17 protein-coding genes and 2 pseudogenes are annotated in these 17,996 nt (G+C 56.2%); 7 read left to right on the top strand and 12 right to left on the bottom strand.

Going from position 1 to position 17,996, the window contains the following annotated elements; genetic code table 11:
- Positions 1 to 29: 29 nt before the first annotated feature.
- A complete protein-coding gene (locus PQR53_RS01575) occupies positions 30 to 782 on the bottom strand; it encodes a PA3715 family protein (RefSeq protein ID WP_408450817.1) in 753 nt (250 codons plus the stop codon).
- A gap of 192 nt (positions 783 to 974) precedes the next feature.
- On the opposite strand from PQR53_RS01575, the gene PQR53_RS01580 reads away from it, so the two are divergent.
- Positions 975 to 2,006 carry a MerR family transcriptional regulator gene (locus PQR53_RS01580; RefSeq protein ID WP_408450818.1) on the top strand — a complete coding sequence of 344 codons (1,032 nt, stop codon included), beginning with the start codon at positions 975 to 977 and terminating at the stop codon, positions 2,004 to 2,006.
- Between the two features lie 59 nt (positions 2,007 to 2,065).
- Here the strand turns inward: PQR53_RS01580 and PQR53_RS01585 are convergent, their stop codons facing one another.
- The 3 genes from PQR53_RS01585 to PQR53_RS01595 form a co-directional block, all read right to left on the bottom strand.
- Positions 2,066 to 2,929 carry a MurR/RpiR family transcriptional regulator gene (locus PQR53_RS01585; protein ID WP_179740429.1) on the bottom strand — a complete coding sequence of 288 codons (864 nt, stop codon included), beginning with the start codon at positions 2,927 to 2,929 and terminating at the stop codon, positions 2,066 to 2,068.
- A 93-nt stretch (positions 2,930 to 3,022) separates the two neighbouring features.
- Positions 3,023 to 4,105, bottom strand: a complete 1,083-nt coding sequence (locus PQR53_RS01590) for an ABC transporter ATP-binding protein (protein WP_408450819.1) — start codon at positions 4,103 to 4,105, stop codon at positions 3,023 to 3,025.
- Between the two features lie 97 nt (positions 4,106 to 4,202).
- Positions 4,203 to 4,976, bottom strand: a complete 774-nt coding sequence (locus PQR53_RS01595) for an SDR family oxidoreductase (protein ID WP_408450820.1) — start codon at positions 4,974 to 4,976, stop codon at positions 4,203 to 4,205.
- Positions 4,977 to 5,313: 337 nt separating this feature from the next.
- On the opposite strand from PQR53_RS01595, the gene PQR53_RS01600 reads away from it, so the two are divergent.
- The 3 genes from PQR53_RS01600 to PQR53_RS01610 all read left to right on the top strand — a co-directional run bounded on the left by PQR53_RS01600 (position 5,314) and on the right by PQR53_RS01610 (position 8,467).
- Entirely contained in the window at positions 5,314 to 6,546 is a 1,233-nt protein-coding gene (locus PQR53_RS01600) for an ABC transporter substrate-binding protein (RefSeq protein WP_408450821.1), read from the top strand.
- 182 nt (positions 6,547 to 6,728) lie between these two features.
- A complete protein-coding gene (locus PQR53_RS01605) occupies positions 6,729 to 7,619 on the top strand; it encodes a carbohydrate ABC transporter permease (RefSeq protein ID WP_179740425.1) in 891 nt (296 codons plus the stop codon).
- Entirely contained in the window at positions 7,616 to 8,467 is an 852-nt protein-coding gene (locus PQR53_RS01610) for a carbohydrate ABC transporter permease (protein WP_408450822.1), read from the top strand. Before PQR53_RS01605 ends, PQR53_RS01610 begins: the two co-directional genes overlap by 4 nt.
- Before the next feature lie 888 nt (positions 8,468 to 9,355).
- On the opposite strand, the gene PQR53_RS01615 is transcribed toward PQR53_RS01610, so the two are convergent.
- The 5 genes and pseudogenes from PQR53_RS01615 to PQR53_RS01635 form a co-directional block, all read right to left on the bottom strand.
- Positions 9,356 to 9,571 carry a cold shock domain-containing protein gene (locus PQR53_RS01615; RefSeq protein WP_408450823.1) on the bottom strand — a complete coding sequence of 72 codons (216 nt, stop codon included), beginning with the start codon at positions 9,569 to 9,571 and terminating at the stop codon, positions 9,356 to 9,358.
- On the bottom strand, positions 9,558 to 10,727 hold the full coding sequence (locus tag PQR53_RS01620; protein ID WP_408451154.1) for a reverse transcriptase family protein: 1,170 nt from the start codon (positions 10,725 to 10,727) through the stop codon (positions 9,558 to 9,560). The genes PQR53_RS01615 and PQR53_RS01620 overlap by 14 nt, the downstream gene beginning before the upstream one ends.
- A gap of 858 nt (positions 10,728 to 11,585) precedes the next feature.
- On the bottom strand, positions 11,586 to 12,374 hold the full coding sequence (locus tag PQR53_RS01625; RefSeq protein WP_408450824.1) for a hypothetical protein: 789 nt from the start codon (positions 12,372 to 12,374) through the stop codon (positions 11,586 to 11,588).
- A gap of 178 nt (positions 12,375 to 12,552) precedes the next feature.
- Positions 12,553 to 13,464 carry a hypothetical protein gene (locus PQR53_RS01630; protein WP_408451173.1) on the bottom strand — a complete coding sequence of 304 codons (912 nt, stop codon included), beginning with the start codon at positions 13,462 to 13,464 and terminating at the stop codon, positions 12,553 to 12,555.
- Between the two features lie 153 nt (positions 13,465 to 13,617).
- A pseudogene (locus PQR53_RS01635) lies at positions 13,618 to 13,689 on the bottom strand (SEC-C metal-binding domain-containing protein); the annotation flags it as partial.
- Positions 13,690 to 14,632: 943 nt separating this feature from the next.
- On the opposite strand from PQR53_RS01635, the gene PQR53_RS01640 reads away from it, so the two are divergent.
- A complete protein-coding gene (locus tag PQR53_RS01640; protein WP_408450825.1) occupies positions 14,633 to 15,103 on the top strand; it encodes a hypothetical protein in 471 nt (156 codons plus the stop codon).
- A 194-nt stretch (positions 15,104 to 15,297) separates the two neighbouring features.
- Here the strand turns inward: PQR53_RS01640 and PQR53_RS01645 are convergent, their stop codons facing one another.
- Positions 15,298 to 15,870: a hypothetical protein gene (locus tag PQR53_RS01645; RefSeq protein ID WP_408450826.1), complete on the bottom strand. Its 573-nt coding sequence runs from the start codon at positions 15,868 to 15,870 to the stop codon at positions 15,298 to 15,300.
- Positions 15,871 to 16,040: 170 nt separating this feature from the next.
- Positions 16,041 to 16,295, bottom strand: a complete 255-nt coding sequence (locus tag PQR53_RS01650) for an ANTAR domain-containing protein (protein ID WP_408450827.1) — start codon at positions 16,293 to 16,295, stop codon at positions 16,041 to 16,043.
- A 30-nt stretch (positions 16,296 to 16,325) separates the two neighbouring features.
- Here PQR53_RS01650 and PQR53_RS01655 point away from each other — a divergent pair.
- Positions 16,326 to 16,532 (top strand): annotated as a pseudogene (locus tag PQR53_RS01655) (alpha/beta hydrolase fold domain-containing protein); the annotation flags it as partial.
- A 180-nt stretch (positions 16,533 to 16,712) separates the two neighbouring features.
- On the opposite strand, the gene PQR53_RS01660 reads toward PQR53_RS01655, so the two are convergent.
- Positions 16,713 to 16,946, bottom strand: a complete 234-nt coding sequence (locus tag PQR53_RS01660) for a hypothetical protein (protein ID WP_408450828.1) — start codon at positions 16,944 to 16,946, stop codon at positions 16,713 to 16,715.
- A 435-nt stretch (positions 16,947 to 17,381) separates the two neighbouring features.
- On the opposite strand from PQR53_RS01660, the gene PQR53_RS01665 reads away from it, so the two are divergent.
- Positions 17,382 to 17,957 carry a cytochrome b gene (locus PQR53_RS01665; protein ID WP_408450829.1) on the top strand — a complete coding sequence of 192 codons (576 nt, stop codon included), beginning with the start codon at positions 17,382 to 17,384 and terminating at the stop codon, positions 17,955 to 17,957.
- The last annotated feature ends 39 nt before the right edge of the window (positions 17,958 to 17,996 follow it).

Consider the following 17,996-nt stretch of genomic DNA (forward strand, 5'->3'; position numbering starts at 1 on the left):
GCGCGCAGCGCTGCGCGGCTGAACCGCCGTCATTCATAGTGCAATGCTTTCGGCACGCGATACGCTGTGCCGTCATATTCGAGCGTCGTGGAGGAGCGCTTTGCCGGACCATCGGTCGATACGCAGTCTTTGCTGGTCTGCTTGCTGACCGTTTCCTTCGAGGTTTCGCCGACGCGCAACGTCGCATAGCCGGTGGCGCTGACGGGACCCACGGCAAGCGTGCGCGTGATGGCCGAGGACGTGCCGGCGCAATTGCCGTCCCAGTCGCCGGAATTGTTCTGGACGGCCAGATCGTCGACCACGCGACGCAGCGTATGGCCGTCCAGCACGTACAAGCTCAGCGCCTGACCTTCGTACGGATTGACGCGTGACGAACCCTCGTAGGTCACGCGAACGCCGAATGCGCGCAATTGCGGGGTGAGTTGATAGCGAGCGGTATCCAGATCGATTTGACTGAACCGGATCGCGTCGGAGCTGATAGCGGCCGGCTCATATTCATGCGCGATGATCGCACCCGACTTGCTGTCGGCGACCAGCACTTCGACGTCGTACTGGCCTCCGTCGTCTGTATTGCCGGCTTTCGGCAGCGCCTGCACGGCCAGCGTCAGCGAAGGATCGGCGGGCCAGATCTTGCACGCGGCATGTTCAGTGTCGAGTTGCCGGCCGGGATGCAATGTTTTCATCCAGGTGGCGAGGTGGGACTGGCAGTCGGCGGTCGCGTCAGTTGCGGCGTGGGCGAACAGGGGCAGACAGAGCATGGCTGAAGCTATTAATTTTTTCATTTTCCCTTCGGTTTTTTTTCGAACAATGCGCGGTGGTTTGATGGATTCCGCCAACCTCGCGGATTCTAGCGGTGCGCGCTGTTCGTTGTAAAACAATGACACGCAAGCGATGCCCCACTACCGATATCCTGTTGACTCGGCCCCAAGGGCCAACTCCATGATGTGCGTGGTCAGCATACGAAGAGGTGACTCATGGCTTGCTCCACTCCGTTTTTGAATGCTTCCGAAGCAGCGCGGCAACTCGGCGTCTCAACCAAGGCTCTACGGCTCTATGAGCAGCGAGGCTTGCTGACACCGGAACGCACCCCTGCCGGATACCGAACCTATGGCCCCGACATGATGGCTCGGGCTGCGGCGATCGTGGCGCTGCGCGCGCTTGGCCTCAGCGTTGCCCAAGTGTCACGTGTGTTGGAAGGCGACCCGCAAAGCCTGGAGCCGGCCCTGGCTGCGCACGAGGCGACGCTCGAAACTGAAATCCGCCGCCTCGTGAATACGATCGACAAGGTCCAAAGGCTGCGCGCCGATCTTGCCCGTGGGCATGCACCGGCCGATGGAGAATTGGCGCGTCTGCTAAAGCCGTCTGCCGGATTCAGCGCGTCCTTCGAGCTGCCTTGGCCTTGGGGTGGTGAACGTTTTGAAACCGGCGAGATCCGGCCGCTGAACTACATCATCGGGCCGTTGGGAAGTGGCAAGACACGGCTGGCTATGGGGCTCGCTGAGAAACTACCGAACGCGGCATTCCTCGGTCTTGAACGGATAAAAGATGGCAATGCCGCAGCACTCCTCGGAGCCGATGCCGCGCTCAAATCGCGAGTGGATCGGACGCTGGCGTGGCTTATTGATGAGGGTGCCGCGGAATCGGCAGCACTAACTGCGCTGCTCGTCGGATTGGAAGCTGAAGGGCCAGACGTGCTGGTCGTCGATTTGGTTGAGCAAGGGCTGGATCAAGCAACACAGGAAGCATTGATCGTCCACCTCCGCCAACGCGCCAGGCTTGGCGCACGTCCTTTGTTTCTGATGACACGCTCTTCAGCGATTCTGGATCTGGCGGCAATCGGCCCCGACGAATCTATTATCCTTTGCCCAGCCAATCACAGCCCGCCCACTCGCGTGGCGCCTTATCCGGGATCGCCGGGATACGAGGCCGTCGCGACGTGTTTAGCCTCACCGGAAGTTCGAGCGCGGACGGCCGGCATGATCGCCTGGCGTCCTCAAGCGGCGTGACTGTTTATGTGCTCGTGTCGTTCGTTCGTCGCTGGATTTCTTGACGCGGACTCTCCTGGTCAATCCCCCGTCGCCTCCGGCTCATGCGACGACAACCGCGCTTTGGCGTGCCGCATCTTTTCAAGCGTCTTAGGCCCCGCCTTCAACGCGACGCCGATCGCCAGCGCATCCATGATGCACAAATGCACGAGCCGCGACACGCCGGGCGTATTCGGATCGATCGGACTCGGCACACGCAGCAGCAGCGGAATATCCACCAACCACGCCAGGCGCGAGCCGACATTAGTCAGCGCAATCGTCGTCGCGCCACGTTCCTTGGCGATCTGAATACTTTCATTCACTTCGACGCTGCGGCCCGAATGCGAAATCGCAAACGCCACATCGCCCGGTTCCATGAGGCCTGCGTATAGACGCTGCAAATGACCGTCAGTAAACGCAGTGGCCGCGATATCCAGCCGCAAAAACCTTAAAGCCGCGTCTTGCACAACGAGTCCCGACCCCGAACCCACGCCAAAGAAGAAAACCCGCCCCGCACTCGATAACGCCGCGATCGCACTCTCCACCACCACCGGGTCCAACGCAGCACACGCATGCGTGATCCCATCGACCGCGGCCTCGCCCACCTTGTCCATCAATGTCTGCACATCATCATCACGTGCAACCGCCGTCGATGCGTACGGCACACCACCGGCGACGCTCTGTGCCAATTGCATCTTGAAGTCGCGCAGGCCATGCGCGCCGATCGCGCGGCAAAAGCGCGTGACGGAAGGCTCGGACACGTCCGCGCGCTGCGCGAGCTCGGTGATGCTCGCGCGCATCGCAAAGTCGACGTCGCTCAACACCATCTCGGCGACCTTGCGCTCGGCGGGCCGCAGATTGTCCAGCGCGCCGCGGATGTGGGGAATCAAGTTCGGTGCGGACACCCGGTGTTCCTTAAGGGTTAGATGAATCCGCGCAGCGTCGCAGCTTCAATCGGCTTATTCGGCTTCATGCAGCCGTAAAAGGCAACACGCGGTTCAGACCAGCCTGCGTCCACTCTCCGTATCGAACAGATGAATATGCTCGGCCGGCAGGCGCAGCGTGACGCGCTGACCGGGCTCGACTTTCGAGCGCTGGCGAGTCGTCACGCACCACGTGCTGCCGCCGATCTTCCCGTACAAATGGGTCTCGGCGCCAGTCGGCTCGACCACTTCGACTTCCAGCGTGGCGTCCGGCTTGTCGATCATTGTTTCGATGTGCTCGGGCCGCACGCCGAGCGTGACTTTCGCGCCGACCACCGCGGACGCCGGCGCGCCTTCCAGCACGATCTCGCCACCGTCCGTGAGTTTTAATGCGAAGCCCTGTCCCTCCACCCGATTGGCCAACACCCCTTCAGCAAAATTCATCGACGGCGAGCCGAGGAAACTCGCGACGAACAGATTGGCCGGACGGTCGTACAAATCGAGCGGACGGCCCACCTGTTCGATCCGCCCCGCGTTCATCACGACAATGCGGTCGGCCATGGTCATCGCCTCGATCTGATCGTGCGTGACGTAGATCACCGTGTTCTTCAGACGTTGATGCAGCGCCTTGATTTCCGTGCGCATCTGCACGCGCAGTTTGGCGTCGAGATTGGACAGCGGTTCGTCGAACAGAAACAGCGAAGGCTCGCGCACCACCGCGCGACCCATTGCCACCCGCTGACGTTGGCCGCCGGACAGCGCACGCGGCAAGCGATCCAGATAGCTGCCGAGGTTCAGCATCTTCGCCGCGGCTTCGATCCGCGGCTTGAAACTCGCAGCCGATTCCTTGCGAATCCGCGGCCCGAACGCGATGTTTTCGTAGACCGACAGATGCGGATAGAGCGCGTAGCTCTGGAACACCATCGAGATATTGCGCTGCTGCGGCGCAAGCGTATTCGCGCGCGTGCCGCCGATCATCAGATCGCCGCCGCTGATCTCCTCGAGCCCCGCCACCATGCGCATCAGCGTGCTCTTGCCGCAACCCGACGGGCCGACCAGCACGACGAACTCGCCGTCGTCGATGTCGAGATCGATGCCGTGCACCACTTGCGTGTCGCCATAGCGTTTGAAGATGCCGCTCAGTTGCACTGCTGCCATGCTGTCCTCATCGTCGTGCTGTCATGCGGTCGTGCGGTTTTGCTTTGCTTCATCGAAGTCGAAGCAAGCAGCACGCCGCGTTATCCGTTCAATGTTTTCAGATCGATTCAAGCGTCAGTTCTTCCGCCATCAAACGGTTGCCGGCCATCAGCCCACCGTCGACCGGCAACGCGACGCCGGTAATCACCCGCGCCATCGGCGAGGCGAGAAACAGCACCGCGTCGGCGATGTCGTCGGGCGTCGCGAAGTCGCGTAACGGGTACCACTTCTTCAGATCCTCGAAGACCTGCGGATTCTTGTCGACGCGCGCCTGCCATGCCTGCGTCTTCACCGTGCCCGGACAGACAATGTTCGCGCGAATCCCATGGCGGCCGAGTTCGATCGCCAGCGCTTTCGTGTAGCTGATGAGCCCGGCCTTCGCCGCGCTATACGCCGGATGCCCGAGCGCGGCCATGCCGTTCACCGAGCCGATCAGCACCAGCGCGCCCTTCTGCCGTTCGATCATCGACGCGCGCACCGCTTCCACCGTGTGATACGTGCCGTTCAGGTTCAGATGGATGTCGCGTTGCCAGCTGGCGGCATCCGTCGTGGCGAGCGTCAGACCTTTCGCTGCGCCCGCGTTGGCGACCAGCACGTCCACCGGACCGCGCGTCTTGACCGCTTCGGCCACCGCTTGCTGCACTGCGGCGGCATCGCCGAGGTCGACCGCGATCGGCGTGACATGCGCGTCGCCGAGTTGCGTCGTCAAGCCGTGCAGCGCGACCGCGTCGATATCGAGCGCCAGCACCGTATCGCCCTGCTCCACGAAGCGCTTGCACAACACGCTGCCGATGCCACCGCAAGCGCCCGTTACCAAGACCACACGATTCATGTCTGCCCTCGCTCCTCAACCCTGTTGCAGCGCCGTAGGGCGTGTAAATTTCCTACAAAACGATTGCGGCGTAGTTGTCTAGTCATCCCGAATATTGGGTATCCGTGACTTCACGTTGCGCAGAATATCCCTGCTTTACAGCATCTTATGCACAAAACTGACTCAGAAGAAATATGGCAGACCCTACGTGACAAGCTATTTTGCGTCATGTAGGATTTTTTCAAACAATTCAACCCAAGCGGCCGGCGACGGCAGCAGACCACCCCCCACCATCGTTGGATGGGACCGGACTAAGCGCGCTAAAGCGCCAACTCCGATCGACACAGGAGAGAGAGAAATGTCGTTGCATGCCCGTGCTTCCCTCGCGCTAGGCAAAGTTGCCGTGGCGCTCGCGTTTGCAGGTATTGCCGTCGCGGCTCACGCCGATACGGTCCGCGTGACGGTCGCGCATTACAGCGATGCGACCGCGCCGTACTTCGAAAAAATGGCCCGTAACTTCGAGAAGGCCAATCCCGGCACCACGATCAAGATCGAAGACGTGAACTGGGACACGCTGCAACAGAAACTGCAAACGGACATTTCCGGCGGCGCCAACGCCGACCTGGCGATTGTGGGCACGCGCTGGCTGCTCGACTTCGTGAAGGACGACGTCGCCGAGCCGCTCGACGGCTACATGGACGCGAACTTCAAGGCCCGCTTCATCGGCCCGTTCCTGGCACCGGGCGAAATCAACGGCAAGATTTATGGCCTGCCGATCGCGGCTTCCGCACGCGGGCTGTACTACAACAAGGATCTGCTCGCGAAGGTCGGCTATCCCGACGGCCCGAAAACGTGGAATGACGTGATCGACGCGTCGAAGAAACTGAAGGCGCAGGGCATTGCCGGCTTCGGTCTGCAAGGCAAGGAAATCGAAACCGACGTCTACTATTACTACGCGCTGTGGACCAACGGTGGCGATGTGGTCGGCAAGGACGGCAAGGCGGCCTTCAATTCGCCGGCCGGCATCAAGGCGGCTACGCTGTACAAGACTCTGATCGACGACGGCCTGACGCAGCCTGGCGTGACCGGCTACAGCCGCGAAGACGTGCAGAACCTGTTCAAGCAAGGCCGCGTCGCGATGATGATCTCCGCGCCGTTCCTCGCCAAGCAGATCAAGAAGGAAGCACCGAACCTGAAGTACGGTATCGATCCGATCCCGATGGGTACGACGCATGCCACCTATGCGGTGACCGACTCGATCGTGATGTTCAAGAACTCGAAGGTGAAGAAGTCGGCGTGGAAGTTCCTCGACTATCTGTTCACGAAGGAACCGCGCGTCGAGTTCACGACCACCGAAGGCTTCCTGCCGACTACCAAGGCTGAGGCGACCGACCCGGCGTTCAACGATCCGGATACCAAGGCTTTCGTCGCGCTGCTGCCGACGGCTCACTTTGCGCCGACTGTGACGGGTTGGGAAGACACGGCGAAGGCTGTGACTGATGCGATGCAATCGATCTATCTGGGCAAGGCGAAGCCGGCTGATGCGTTGAATGCTGCGGCGACGCAAGCGAATAAGTCGCTGGGTAAGTGATTGTGTGTAGCCTTGTAGTGATTTGCTGAACACGGAACGCGCGCTGCCGGTTTGAAGGTGGCGCGCGTTTCGGTCGTCATGTACTTGCCGCACGTGATGCACGTATTGCCCGTAATGCACTATCCGGCCCATCCCGTCGCGACCGCCTCTTTAATGCGGACGCGTCTTACGATCGAGCACGCATGAGCCGTTCCGCCTCTTCGCGCCTCCAGGCGCCCTGGTTGCTGATTGCGCCGAGTCTGGTGTTGGCGCTTTTCATCATCAGTTATCCGATTTTCAACATCGTGTGGCAATCGCTGCACGAGGTCTCGCGCTTCGGCGCGATCCGCGATTTCACCGGTCTGCAGAACTTCTATACGATTTTCGGCGACCCTGCGTTTCTTGCTGCTGCGAGACGGACGATTGTCTGGACTGTGTTCGTGGTGGGCGGCACGGTGCTGATTTCGGTGCCGGTTGCGCTGATTCTGAATCAGGATTTCTATGGACGCGGCGTGGCGCGCACGATTGTGATGCTGCCGTGGTCTGTTTCGCTGACGATGACTGCGGTAGTGTGGCGCTGGGCGTTTAATGATGACTATGGGATGGTCAATGTTACGTTGCAGCGGCTGGGGTTGATCAGTGGCCCGATTCATTGGCTTGCGACGCCGGAACTCGCGTTTCCTGTGGAGATCGCTGTCGGTATTCTGGTGTCGATTCCGTTTACGGTGACGATTCTGTTGGGCGGGTTGTCGTCGGTGCCCGGTGATATTTATGAAGCGGCACGTATGGATGGTGCCAGTGCATGGCAGCAGTTTCGCAAGCTGACGATGCCGCTTTTGCGGCCGTTCATCAACATGACGATTCTGTTGAATGTGATCTATGTGTTCAATTCTTTCCCGATCATTTGGGTGATGACGCAAGGCGGCCCGGATAACGGGACGCATATTCTTGTTACTTATCTGTATGAGCTTGGGTTCAGGCTGGGTCGGCCGGGTGAAGCTGCGGCGGTGTCGCTGATCATGCTCGTTATGTTGTTTGTTTTCTCGATCGCTTATCTGCGTCTGCAACCGGCGAAAGAAGGAGAGACGTCATGAGTCTCAGCGTCAAGATGAAGCGCTCGTTGTGGTGCTGGTTGGCGCTGTCGCCGTTGGTTGTGGCTGTGCTGTTTCCGTTTGCTGTGATGTTGTTTACTGCGCTCAAGCCGGCGACGGAGATTTTTGTTTATCCGGCGCGGTGGCTGCCGGTGCATTGGCAGTGGAGTAATTTTTCGGATATGTGGATTGCGGCGAATTTTGGGGTCGCGCTGCGGAATAGTTGTGTGATTAGCTTTCTTTCCACCGCGTTGGCGTTGGCTGTGAGTTTGCCGGCGGCTTATGCGTTGGCTCGATTTCCGTTTCGGGGGAAAGGGCTGTATTCGCAGTTTTTGTTGGTGACCCAGATGTTGTCGCCGATTTTGCTGGTGGTTGGTCTGTTCCGGCTGGCTGCGATGATTCCTTATGGGGATGGGAATCTGGTTGACTCTAAGATTGGGGTCATCGTTTCTTATGCGGCGTTCAATATCGCGTTTGCGGTTTGGATGTTGTCTTCTTACTTTCAGACGGTGCCGCGGGACTTGGAAGAGTCTGCGTGGCTTGAGGGATGTGGGAGAACAAGGGCTGTTTTTAAGGTGTTCTTGCCGCTGGCTGTGCCTGCGATTGTTGTTACTGCGATCTTTACTTTTATTAATGCGTGGAATGAGTTTGCGGTGGTTTATACGCTGATTCGGTCGCCGGAGAATAAGACGCTTACTGTGCAGGTGACTGATATGGTTGCGGGGAAGTATGTTGTTGAATGGCATCTGGTCATGGCCGCGACCCTATGCGCGACGTTGCCGGTTTCGATTGTGTTTGCTTGGTTGCAGAGGTTCTTGGTGAAGGGGTTGGCGTTGGGGGCGGTGAAGTAGCTTTTCGCGCCGTACAGTCAGAATTGGCGTTCCGCCGCGAAGGCATTCTGGTTATTCAGTTCCGCCGTCCGGCGTTATCCCTGACATAGCTTGTCAAGTAGTTCCGTTTAAGGTTTGAGAAACGGCTGCTGGTCGTATTTCTTGCGAGATTTTCAAGGGTCTCCGTACCCTTAACCGAAATTCGCGAGCGGTTTGCAGGCCAATCTGAGAGTCCCCTATTTTCGCGGCTGGATTGCAAAAGCCGCGCAGTGATTTTTTCCACAAATCCAGCTTTAGCGGGCGTTCGCATGTCGACACCGGGATGCCTGCTCACTGTTACAGACTGGTCGTTTGGTGAGGGTCACAGCGAACGGCAACTGCCCATTGCAACGAACGCGTACTTTCGACCCATTTCTGACGGTCGGCTCATCGCGGTTCCAACGGCCGATATCAGATTGGAACGGCCATATCAAGTGCCCGGCTCGCTGAAGAAATTCGCTTCGAATGCGGCGGTTGCCAGTGTCCTGCTAGCGACCCGTAAAAACGCGGGCAACATCATGAACGCAACTAACCTCGTTACTTACTAAAGATGCAGATATAGAAGCAGGACAAAATTGAACTCCAGACGGTCGATGGTGTGATCTAACGCGGCACCTTTTATCGCGCACTAGGCGAAAAACAAGCCAGTCATCTTGATGACAATGGGCTTGGGACTTTTACAGAAACTGGCGCAATCATTTGCCCAACGCTTCCCGAACGCAGGCGTCCCTGCGTTTCTGTGGACTGTCATAGCTACGGATCAAGCGATGGACTACAGCGCGCAGATCTAACAGTTTTCAGCGTACATACGCCCGAATTCAGTAGATTATGCGACCGCCGTGGTCTCGCGCGTTTCACCCAAGTATTGGGTTAGCCCACGCGTTCGACTTTCATCGCCCGAGGCCCTTTACCTGTATCAACAATCTGAAATTTCACTTTGACGCCCTCCAGAATATCGGCTTCATCCTTAACGTCGTCAAAGAAGAAGAACACATCTTTCTTCGCACCCCTAGTGATGAACCCGAATCCCTTTATGGGGTAGTAAGCTTTCACCGTACCGTAATGGAGCTCTTCAGATTGGTTCATCATATAGCGCCGCGCTTGACGTGTTTTTGGGTTTGCACAACAAAAGCTGTTGTCGCAGCGTCCGCGCCAGTAGCGGTTCGCTACGAGCAACTATGTTGATTCGCTGCATAGTTTGAAAATAGCTAACATTGTAGAAATATTTGCTGCGATCTTTCGCTGAAGTCCGACCAAGCATCTTCACGATTTTTTTCGTCTTGGTTATCTCCCTTTCGTCGTAAACCGGGAGAATGTCGGCGAGTGACTTTCGAAGCCTGCCCGATTCCGAGTGCTTAAGGTAGGAAAGCATGGCTACCCGACCAGACGCGCGAGCAAACGCATCGTGGTAAGTCGTCGCAGTTTTATCGACTTTGGCCGCCTCTTTACATTTGTACACTTCAACACGAACTGCCCTGCGTGTACCGGAGTGAACTCGAGGGGCACCACGATTGAGCCATAAACCTGTCACTTCCATGAGCTCTTCGGGGTTAGATTTCGCTGAGACTCTTGTTTTTTTATGCTTCAGCTTCAGGCCTTTACCCTTGAGCATCCTTGCGACCATGTCAATAATTTTCTTGACCTTCGCTTCAGATAGAACCCGCGCTGAGGAGATCGTTATGTCATCGAGCAAACGAGTGTAAATCAGTCCAGAATCCTCACAATACCTAACAAGCGACGACTCGACGTCGTGCAAAACCAGATTTGCAAGATGGGAGCTTGTGCACGCCCCTTGAGGGACTTTGTTCTCGTAGGTCGTCAGTCTCGACAAAAGATCTGACACTTCAGCGCCAAACTTAAAAAAGTGCTGATAGATGTTCGACGCACGAAGCGCCGAGATCGAGGGATAGAAATTCTTGACGTCCAATGCGATTACCACACGAGCCGACTCGTGCTGCATGGCATTTCTCACGTAATCCTTTCCTGGGACACCTCCGTAGAGATAGTCCGGATAGACTACGTGCGAAAAAATCTCACGATTGATTCGTTTTTGTATGGTCTTAAGATGCAGACTCGGGATCACGATTGATCGTTGATTACCGTCTGCCTTCGGAATCTGATACGGCGTGTAGTGTCGCTCCAGATTTGAGCACGTATGCTCAAGAACCGGCAACGATACTCGAAGCGTTGCTGAGAGTGCGTGCAACGTGCCTATTGGTTTTTTTGTGTAATGAGGCCGCATTTTTAAAAAAAACGTGAACACCTACTCTACGTGATCAAATGATGCAAATGATGCAACGGCAGAGATTCAAGCAACCACCAACACTTGTACAACAAGTGGGCGATGCTGAGCCAGCGACTAGCGCGACCTACAAGACTGCTCTGCTCCCGCTTTACAGTTTGTGTCTTCCTGACAATGCGAACATTGACAATCGTTGTGCTTCGTTTACGTACTTCCATAAATCCCCCTTTAGTTCGGTTAGGTTGGGCTCAAGACCCAACTGCTCATCCCCAAACCAAGGAGCGGAAACAAAAACTTATCGCTGACTCAAGTGTTCACGCATATTGCTCATCAACTGTCGCCGACATATCCGCCCATTCCGTGCCACAGCCCTTAAGGCCACAAGCGCGTCGGACACACTGTCGTCTCGGTCGTGTTTAGGTGTTGAAAAAAAGACCCAAACGTCTCATGCGAGACTCGGATTTCCCGCTCAAGCAAGCAACGATTAAAGAAGACTGATCGCCTAGGCGATACGCCTAGTCGGGACCGAATTTACACGCATTAATCGGAAAATTCAACTGATTGCGACAAATCGGTATGTATTTCCCGACGACCACGAAGAGCGGCGGGACTGGAGCACTTCGCGTAGCTCGTCGGTCAGGTAACGGAGTAATGCAGCCGTTCCAACGGCAGGTTCGCCTGCTCGCTGAACGGCAGGGTGTGGCCGACAGCGCCAGTTCGATGCAGGTCTACCAGGCGAGAGAGAAACCTCTCAACGGCGGCTTTTTCCCCGCCCTGTGTGAACGAGTACTGCCCGCCAAAAGCCCACGGTCAAGCGGGGGCTAAATTGTCGACAGGCTGTCGCTTCGCATGTTGAACCTAAGCCCATTCCCGGTCTGCTTTATCGAGCAAGTCCTTCAGTTTTTCCATATACCGGAAGGCCGCGTGAAGTGCTGTTGCCCCTTCCTCGTAGTCACAAAATGCGTATGCAAACAGCAGCATGGCAAATGCGCCCGACTTCGCTACGAGTTCGAATGCATCCACCCACGGGCCACTGCGTCCATGCAATATGGCGAGTCTTATTTCGATCTGTCCTTCACCGACGCTCTTGACATGCAAATTCGGACCGAGAACGGTGACGTTCGGGTGTCCACCAAAATCTATCGCTCTCTGATGCAGACTCAGCGCAATCGAAGCGGCTGTTTCGTCATACTCTTTCAGTTTTCTCGTGAGCGCAGAGAAGCTGAATTCTCGCCCCCAATTGCGCCGAGCGGTCTTGTCGAGAGGCTTCGTACGCCACCGCTCGGCCGAACCAGTGCATATGAGCAAATACCAGCCATACAAGGCTGATTCCACCACAGTTCGTCCAATGGCATGCGAAGCCAATACGTGGCCCGATGTCAACATCGATGCGGCTGCCAAAAATTGCGTCCGCGAGGTTGCAAGTAATAGCGGCCCTTCGACGTCCGAAAAATCCCCGATGCGCGACAGCAAGTACAGCGAAAGCGATTCCATATCTGTGGCAATGTCGCTTAAAACCCAGTGCCATTCTGGAAGATCTGAATACACCGAAAATCTGCTTTGTGAGGCATATGCATCAAACTTTGAAAGCTCATCACTACCCCAACCGTCAGGCACAACAAACGGCGGGTCAATTGGCCGATTCACCCTGTTTCCTCATGTTGATTTTCGATGGTATTCAAAAGTTTATTGTGAGTCGAACATCCCCAGACACCTACTGTGCCACGGTATGGGAACGTTCGCTTGGGGTTGGAGCGATCAGCAACGGTCAGACGACTCCGACGGGCAAATTGCTAACAATAGGATACTCGAAGCCGTCCACCAATCACACGGGCGATGATATTCCTGCACGTCGATAACTCACTTTATCAACATGGAATGCTCCAAAGTCCACACCGTTCTGTAGGAGGCAGGCTGGCGAATGAGGTATCAACATCCCATGCTGGAGACGCAGTGACACATCGTCCCGCGCTTGTTTATTTAGCAAGTTCCACCACTTTGGCGAGGCCCATGTATTTTCAGCGAATGAATAGGCGAACCTGACCAACGCATTGCCGATTTCGTGCTTGCCTAGGCCGACAAGGGTTTCGATGAATTTCGCACACACTTCATCATGTATTTGGAGCCACGAAAAAACAAAACAGCCGACAGCATCATAACTTATGCAATTAAAAATTATGTGGCTCATCGGGTCAGTGCTTGAGCCAAACGTCTGAAGGCGATTCCCCGAAAAATCGAATTCCGGTTGCGTGCTCGCACTAACAAGCACACTAGGCAACTGTGATAACTCCACAATAAAATGGTTCATTGCCGCAAAGTCGCCGCTCGCAAGCATTCCATCCATTATGTCTTTGGCTTGGTGTAGTTCGTTGAGCGCAAGGTCGACACCTGTCGCGTAACCGGTAGCGGCTGTTTGAATTGCGATTTGGTCCGCTTTGTCTCTTCCTCTATCGACCTCTCGCATGAGTTCCGCTGTCTTGGCATTTCCTTCCTTCGCGTAAAGCTCGCGAGCTAACGATCTATAAGCTAGCAGGAAAAGTTGCTCATCCGACAACGTAATCGGCTCATCTTCCAGTGGGGCGAATAAGTGTTTATCGTGATAGGCGCAGAAACCTGTGAATGTCGATGCCTGACTTATCCCAACAGAGGTTAAAATAAGCATACCATTGTTTTTAACAAGTTGACCAAGACTAGGCTTTGTGCCCATTACGTGGCCGTGCTCGGCAATCTGCCTCAATGATCCACTCTTGGATATTGTATGAGCGCTCACTATACGACCGTTACATTCCGGTTTGCGCGTATCGCTAACTGAGCATTTTTCTAATGACGAAATCTTCTTCCTGTGCTTTTCAAGCTGAGCCCTGGTCAAGGGTACTGCGGAGCTTCTGTCGAGATGACATTTTTTATACTTTATTCCAGAACCGCACCAGCATGGATCATTCCGCCCGATTTTACTATTCATTGGCGACACCCCCTAAATAAACCTATGGTCTCGAACCGTCCCGCGTCCACCGTCCCGCGTGACTTAGTATCATTGAAATTGTCAGTGATTTCACAACATGTGTCCATGAGTGGGCGCTTGTATTCGATCGCCTATCGGTCGACTCGTCGATCAATAGGCGCTGGACCACCGATATCGCGCCGACTCTCGAACTCATTTACTGTAGCTGCGTTGTCTATTCAACATGGCGTACCGGCAGAAGGAACCGCCGGTTCGCTCTTAACCACTGGAGGCAATGCATTGCATAGAATGAACGTACTTTTGTTGCTCCGACGTTATTTTCTACGGCGACTGGGTATTTACGGCACTGTGCAACGTCCGTTGAGGTCGAAAGCACGCACCCCACGACGTCGGTAGCGGCCGTTCGCCGTTGCCCTGGCGGAGTATCGATCTGTAGCAGTGTGCGGTTTATCGGCGTCGATGGACGACCGTCCGCAACGGACGACGAGCCATCATCGACTGATACGTTCGGAGACACTTCCAGGCGCAGAATACCTGCGTGCTGACCTGTCAGCGTAAAAACGATTAGCCGCGCGCGCTCTGCGGCCTCGTAATTTCCGACGATACGTCAACCGTCGTCGAAGCCTTATCCAATCAGCCAAACGCAAACACTTAGCCCGCCTGGTTGACCGCTACGCCGCTGCCTTCATTTATAATCAACAAGCCATCGGGACACACCCGGTGGTCAGGTATGGAAGCCTGTTGTTCTAACCGCACACCCGCCCAGGCGGGCGTGCGTCTACTCCTGCGCGTCTGTTGTCTTCAATGGGCGGGCCGTGGTGGGGGAGCCGCAAGGCTCGCCGGCTCGTTAGAACACCGGTCTTCCAAACCCGCTACGTGCCCGCTCACCCACTTCATTCAAGCAAGTGTCGGGCGATCCAGGAAGTACCAGGGAGGTCGCACCATGATCAACAAAACCACAAAACAATCTCAACCCGCATCACGCCCGCCTGTCGACGCGCTCCAATACGAGAAACTGGCATTGCAGACTTTCGATCTCTGCAATCGTCAATTGACCCAACTCAACACATTGATCACACTTGCGTCCTCAATGTGTAGGAATCCTGCCATCACGAGTGACGAAAGACGACGTCAACAGACCATGCTTGAACTGCTCGTCGACACAGCCGAGCAATACCATCGAGAGCTCGAATGCGACCGTGAGCTTTACCAAGTGATCGCACTCGATGCGAAGGGCATCCCGCAAAGCCGCATCACCGCAAACCGCGCGGCGCGCCTTCTCGCGGAGGCATCACAAATAGCAACGGGAACGCCGTCCACCACCAAGTCCAGCGAGCGCAACCAAACAACCGCCAAAGCCGCGACAAGTGCAGAAGCCGACACCACCCAACAGCCAATTCCCGTCCAGCACTAACCATCAATCGCGGCCAACGCGCCGCGTCAACAAGTGACCGCGCAAAACGCGGAGATATCGCAACCGGAGGCGGCCAACGAGCCGTCTCCGCCCCGCCCATTTGCGACGCCTTGTCGAGCTTCTGCCTCATCCGCGCAATTTCATCGTTGGGCAAGGGGATTAGCATTCGGCCCAATGAAACAAGCGACAAACTCTCAAGAAACTGTCATTTCATATTCTTGAGGCAACGACGTGCTTCCCCTCGGAAGCGGGCCTTCACAGGAAGCAGTCCCCTGCGAAGTGACAACTTCGAACCTGTATATTTGATAAGGAAACTGACGATATTTCTCGAGTGTTACCAAGAGAATTTCAGTCTCCTTAACCAGCGTAAACGGCAGCGTAACGTCCGAAAAATGCTCCGCATCATCCAAGGTACCTTTCGGGTTCCAAAAAATGTGCTCCTGAGAGTAATCCCACTCGAACGGCCCCTGCTTACTGCGGATCCAGTTCGCGAGGTTCCGTTCCTTGGGCTCATATCGGAAGCATCTAACGGCGTAAATACGGATTGGCGCTTCGCGTTGATTAAATACAATAAGTTTCACGCGATGCTTGCCGTCGACCTCGATCACGTTCAGCGCTTCGACACTCGGCAGCGTCAGAACCTGCTCGTATGACTGGCTTTTCAGTGCAATTTCCGTGAGGTTACTCATGCGACGTGTTTGATGCCACGAGAGCAGCGCGGCAAGTGACGCGACAACGCTGACGCCCAGATTGAGATCGACGTTCATGGATTATTGTTAGCTGGCGAATGAAAAGTTAAAACGTGAGATTTTTTGGGCCGCCGTCGGATTCAACCTCTTCATCGATCCTTCAGTCGTTATACCGTTCCGCACATCATAGCGGACCGCCTGACTGCCACTCAGCCCAATCGCGTCTGCGCGATGCCCCCGCGCCGAGGTTAAAAACTCAGCGTTGCGTGTGCCTTCACGATGTCGCCCGCCACCGTCTCGATCTGTTCGCGTTTGAGCATGGCCTTTGAGCGCAGAAACTGATACGCATCTTCTTCAGACATGCCGCGCGAGTCCATTACGATCCGCGTGGCTTGCTGGATCACCCGAACCTTCGCCTGCTTCTGCTCGAGTCGCTCAATGTATCGCTCACGTGCGCGGGACGCCTTGAATTGCGTGAGCGCGACGGCGATGGCAGTCAACAACCCAGGCTGACCGAGTTCATTGAACCACTGTTGGCGCGCGTGGCGCAGTTCGACGTGCTGCGCGATGAAGGTGAGGCCTACGGTCGCAAACTCGATGCTGCGGGCAATGAAGTCGCCACGATCCGCTACAACGGTACGATCCACGACTTTGGCTTGCTTAACGTGCTCGCCGGAGACGCTCCGACCAAAGCCGCGACCAGGCAGCTTGCCAACGAGTTGCAAGCACGTCTGAAGTAGGCCGCGCAACCCCGACCGCGGCGCACTTGCGTAACAGCATCGTGCCGCGGCTATCGGAGCATTTGACTTCACGTTCATGCAAGGCATCCTGCCTTGCCGACGCCGGAAAAGTTGCGAGAGTCTGCTCTGCGGTCAGGTTGAGACGTGGGTCACGGCCACCGCGAGAGGCTGTTGTGGGTCCTAAATGGCAGTGATCTCGAGAATATTCTCATTGATCCACGCCACCGCCCATTTGTTCGAGAATGCAATGGCTTGAGCCTCAGTGGCGAAATCTGGAAGGTTGATGGCCGCGAAGATCTCGATCTGTTCATGGATTCCGGGCTGGACCCGAAAAATCCGCGCTTGCGCAAAAAAGCGCCCGACGGAGAACGTGGGAACGCTGTCGACGCGGAAGCTACCGTTGGGGAGTCGCATCGTTGGTTTCCATTGAATAAGTAGCCGTAGCTTTGGCTCCGTTTCTCTGCCGCCAGCAATTTACTGTGGGATACTGAAGAAAAGCTTAAGGTCAGGGAAAACCTGATGCACCGCGGCATAGAACGCGTGGCCGGGGTCAATCCGGCTGCGCGCCGGCTTTGTTCCGTGCCTGGCGCGCGTTAACAACGGGTGTTGATGCGAGTCAATGGCCGACCCTGATGCATGCGACGAGACGATCGCGCTCGCATTTCTCGCGTTTTTACACGCCTGAAGACGCTGCGACAGGAACCGCCCCTGCCGAACATCAGGTTTCCTTAAGGTAAGGTCGCTAGCATCGGTTAGATTTGTGTAGTGCTTTTTGGTGCAGTCGGTTCAAAAATTCGCAGGCTGCGCGCTTCATCGATTCATCAAATCGTGACAACTTGAGGAGCAGGAATGGCCAGGATCGACGAAGTGAAGCGTCCGGCATATGACACAGTCGCGCGCACGCTGCACTGGCTAACCGTCCTGTTGGTCGCTATGCAGTTTGTGATCGGCTGGACGATGCCGGATGCCCACAAGGACACGCAGCCCGTTAATCTGATCGCCTGGCACCTTGGCGTGGGCGCGACGTTGGTCGCCGTGATGGCAATCCGGGTGATCTGGCGGTTGACGCACTGGCCCACGCCGGACGAGTTGCCGCCGCTACTCAGCGTCATCTCGCGCATAACGCATGTTCTGCTCTACGCCGCCCTGGTGCTGGTGCCGCTGCTCGGCTGGATCAACGCGTCTTCACGCGGCTGGACGGTCCGCTTGCTGGGCGTCGTGCCCTATCCGGCACTGAGCGAACCTGGCTCGAGCTTCGGCAACGAGATGGGTGATGTGCACGGCATCCTCGCATGGGTGCTCTTCGCATTGATTGTTCTGCATGTCGTCGCAGCGTTGTTCCACCGCTTTGTTCTGAAAGACCATGTGCTGCAGCGGATGCTGCCCCACGCAGGGCCGTCGCGTGACCAGGTTCGAGATCGCTAAGGTCTGCCAATGCCCAAGGCTCACAAAGAACGGCATCAC

The organism is Paraburkholderia fungorum (assembly GCF_046027605.1).
GTDB classification, from domain to species: Bacteria; Pseudomonadota; Gammaproteobacteria; order Burkholderiales; family Burkholderiaceae; genus Paraburkholderia; species Paraburkholderia fungorum_F.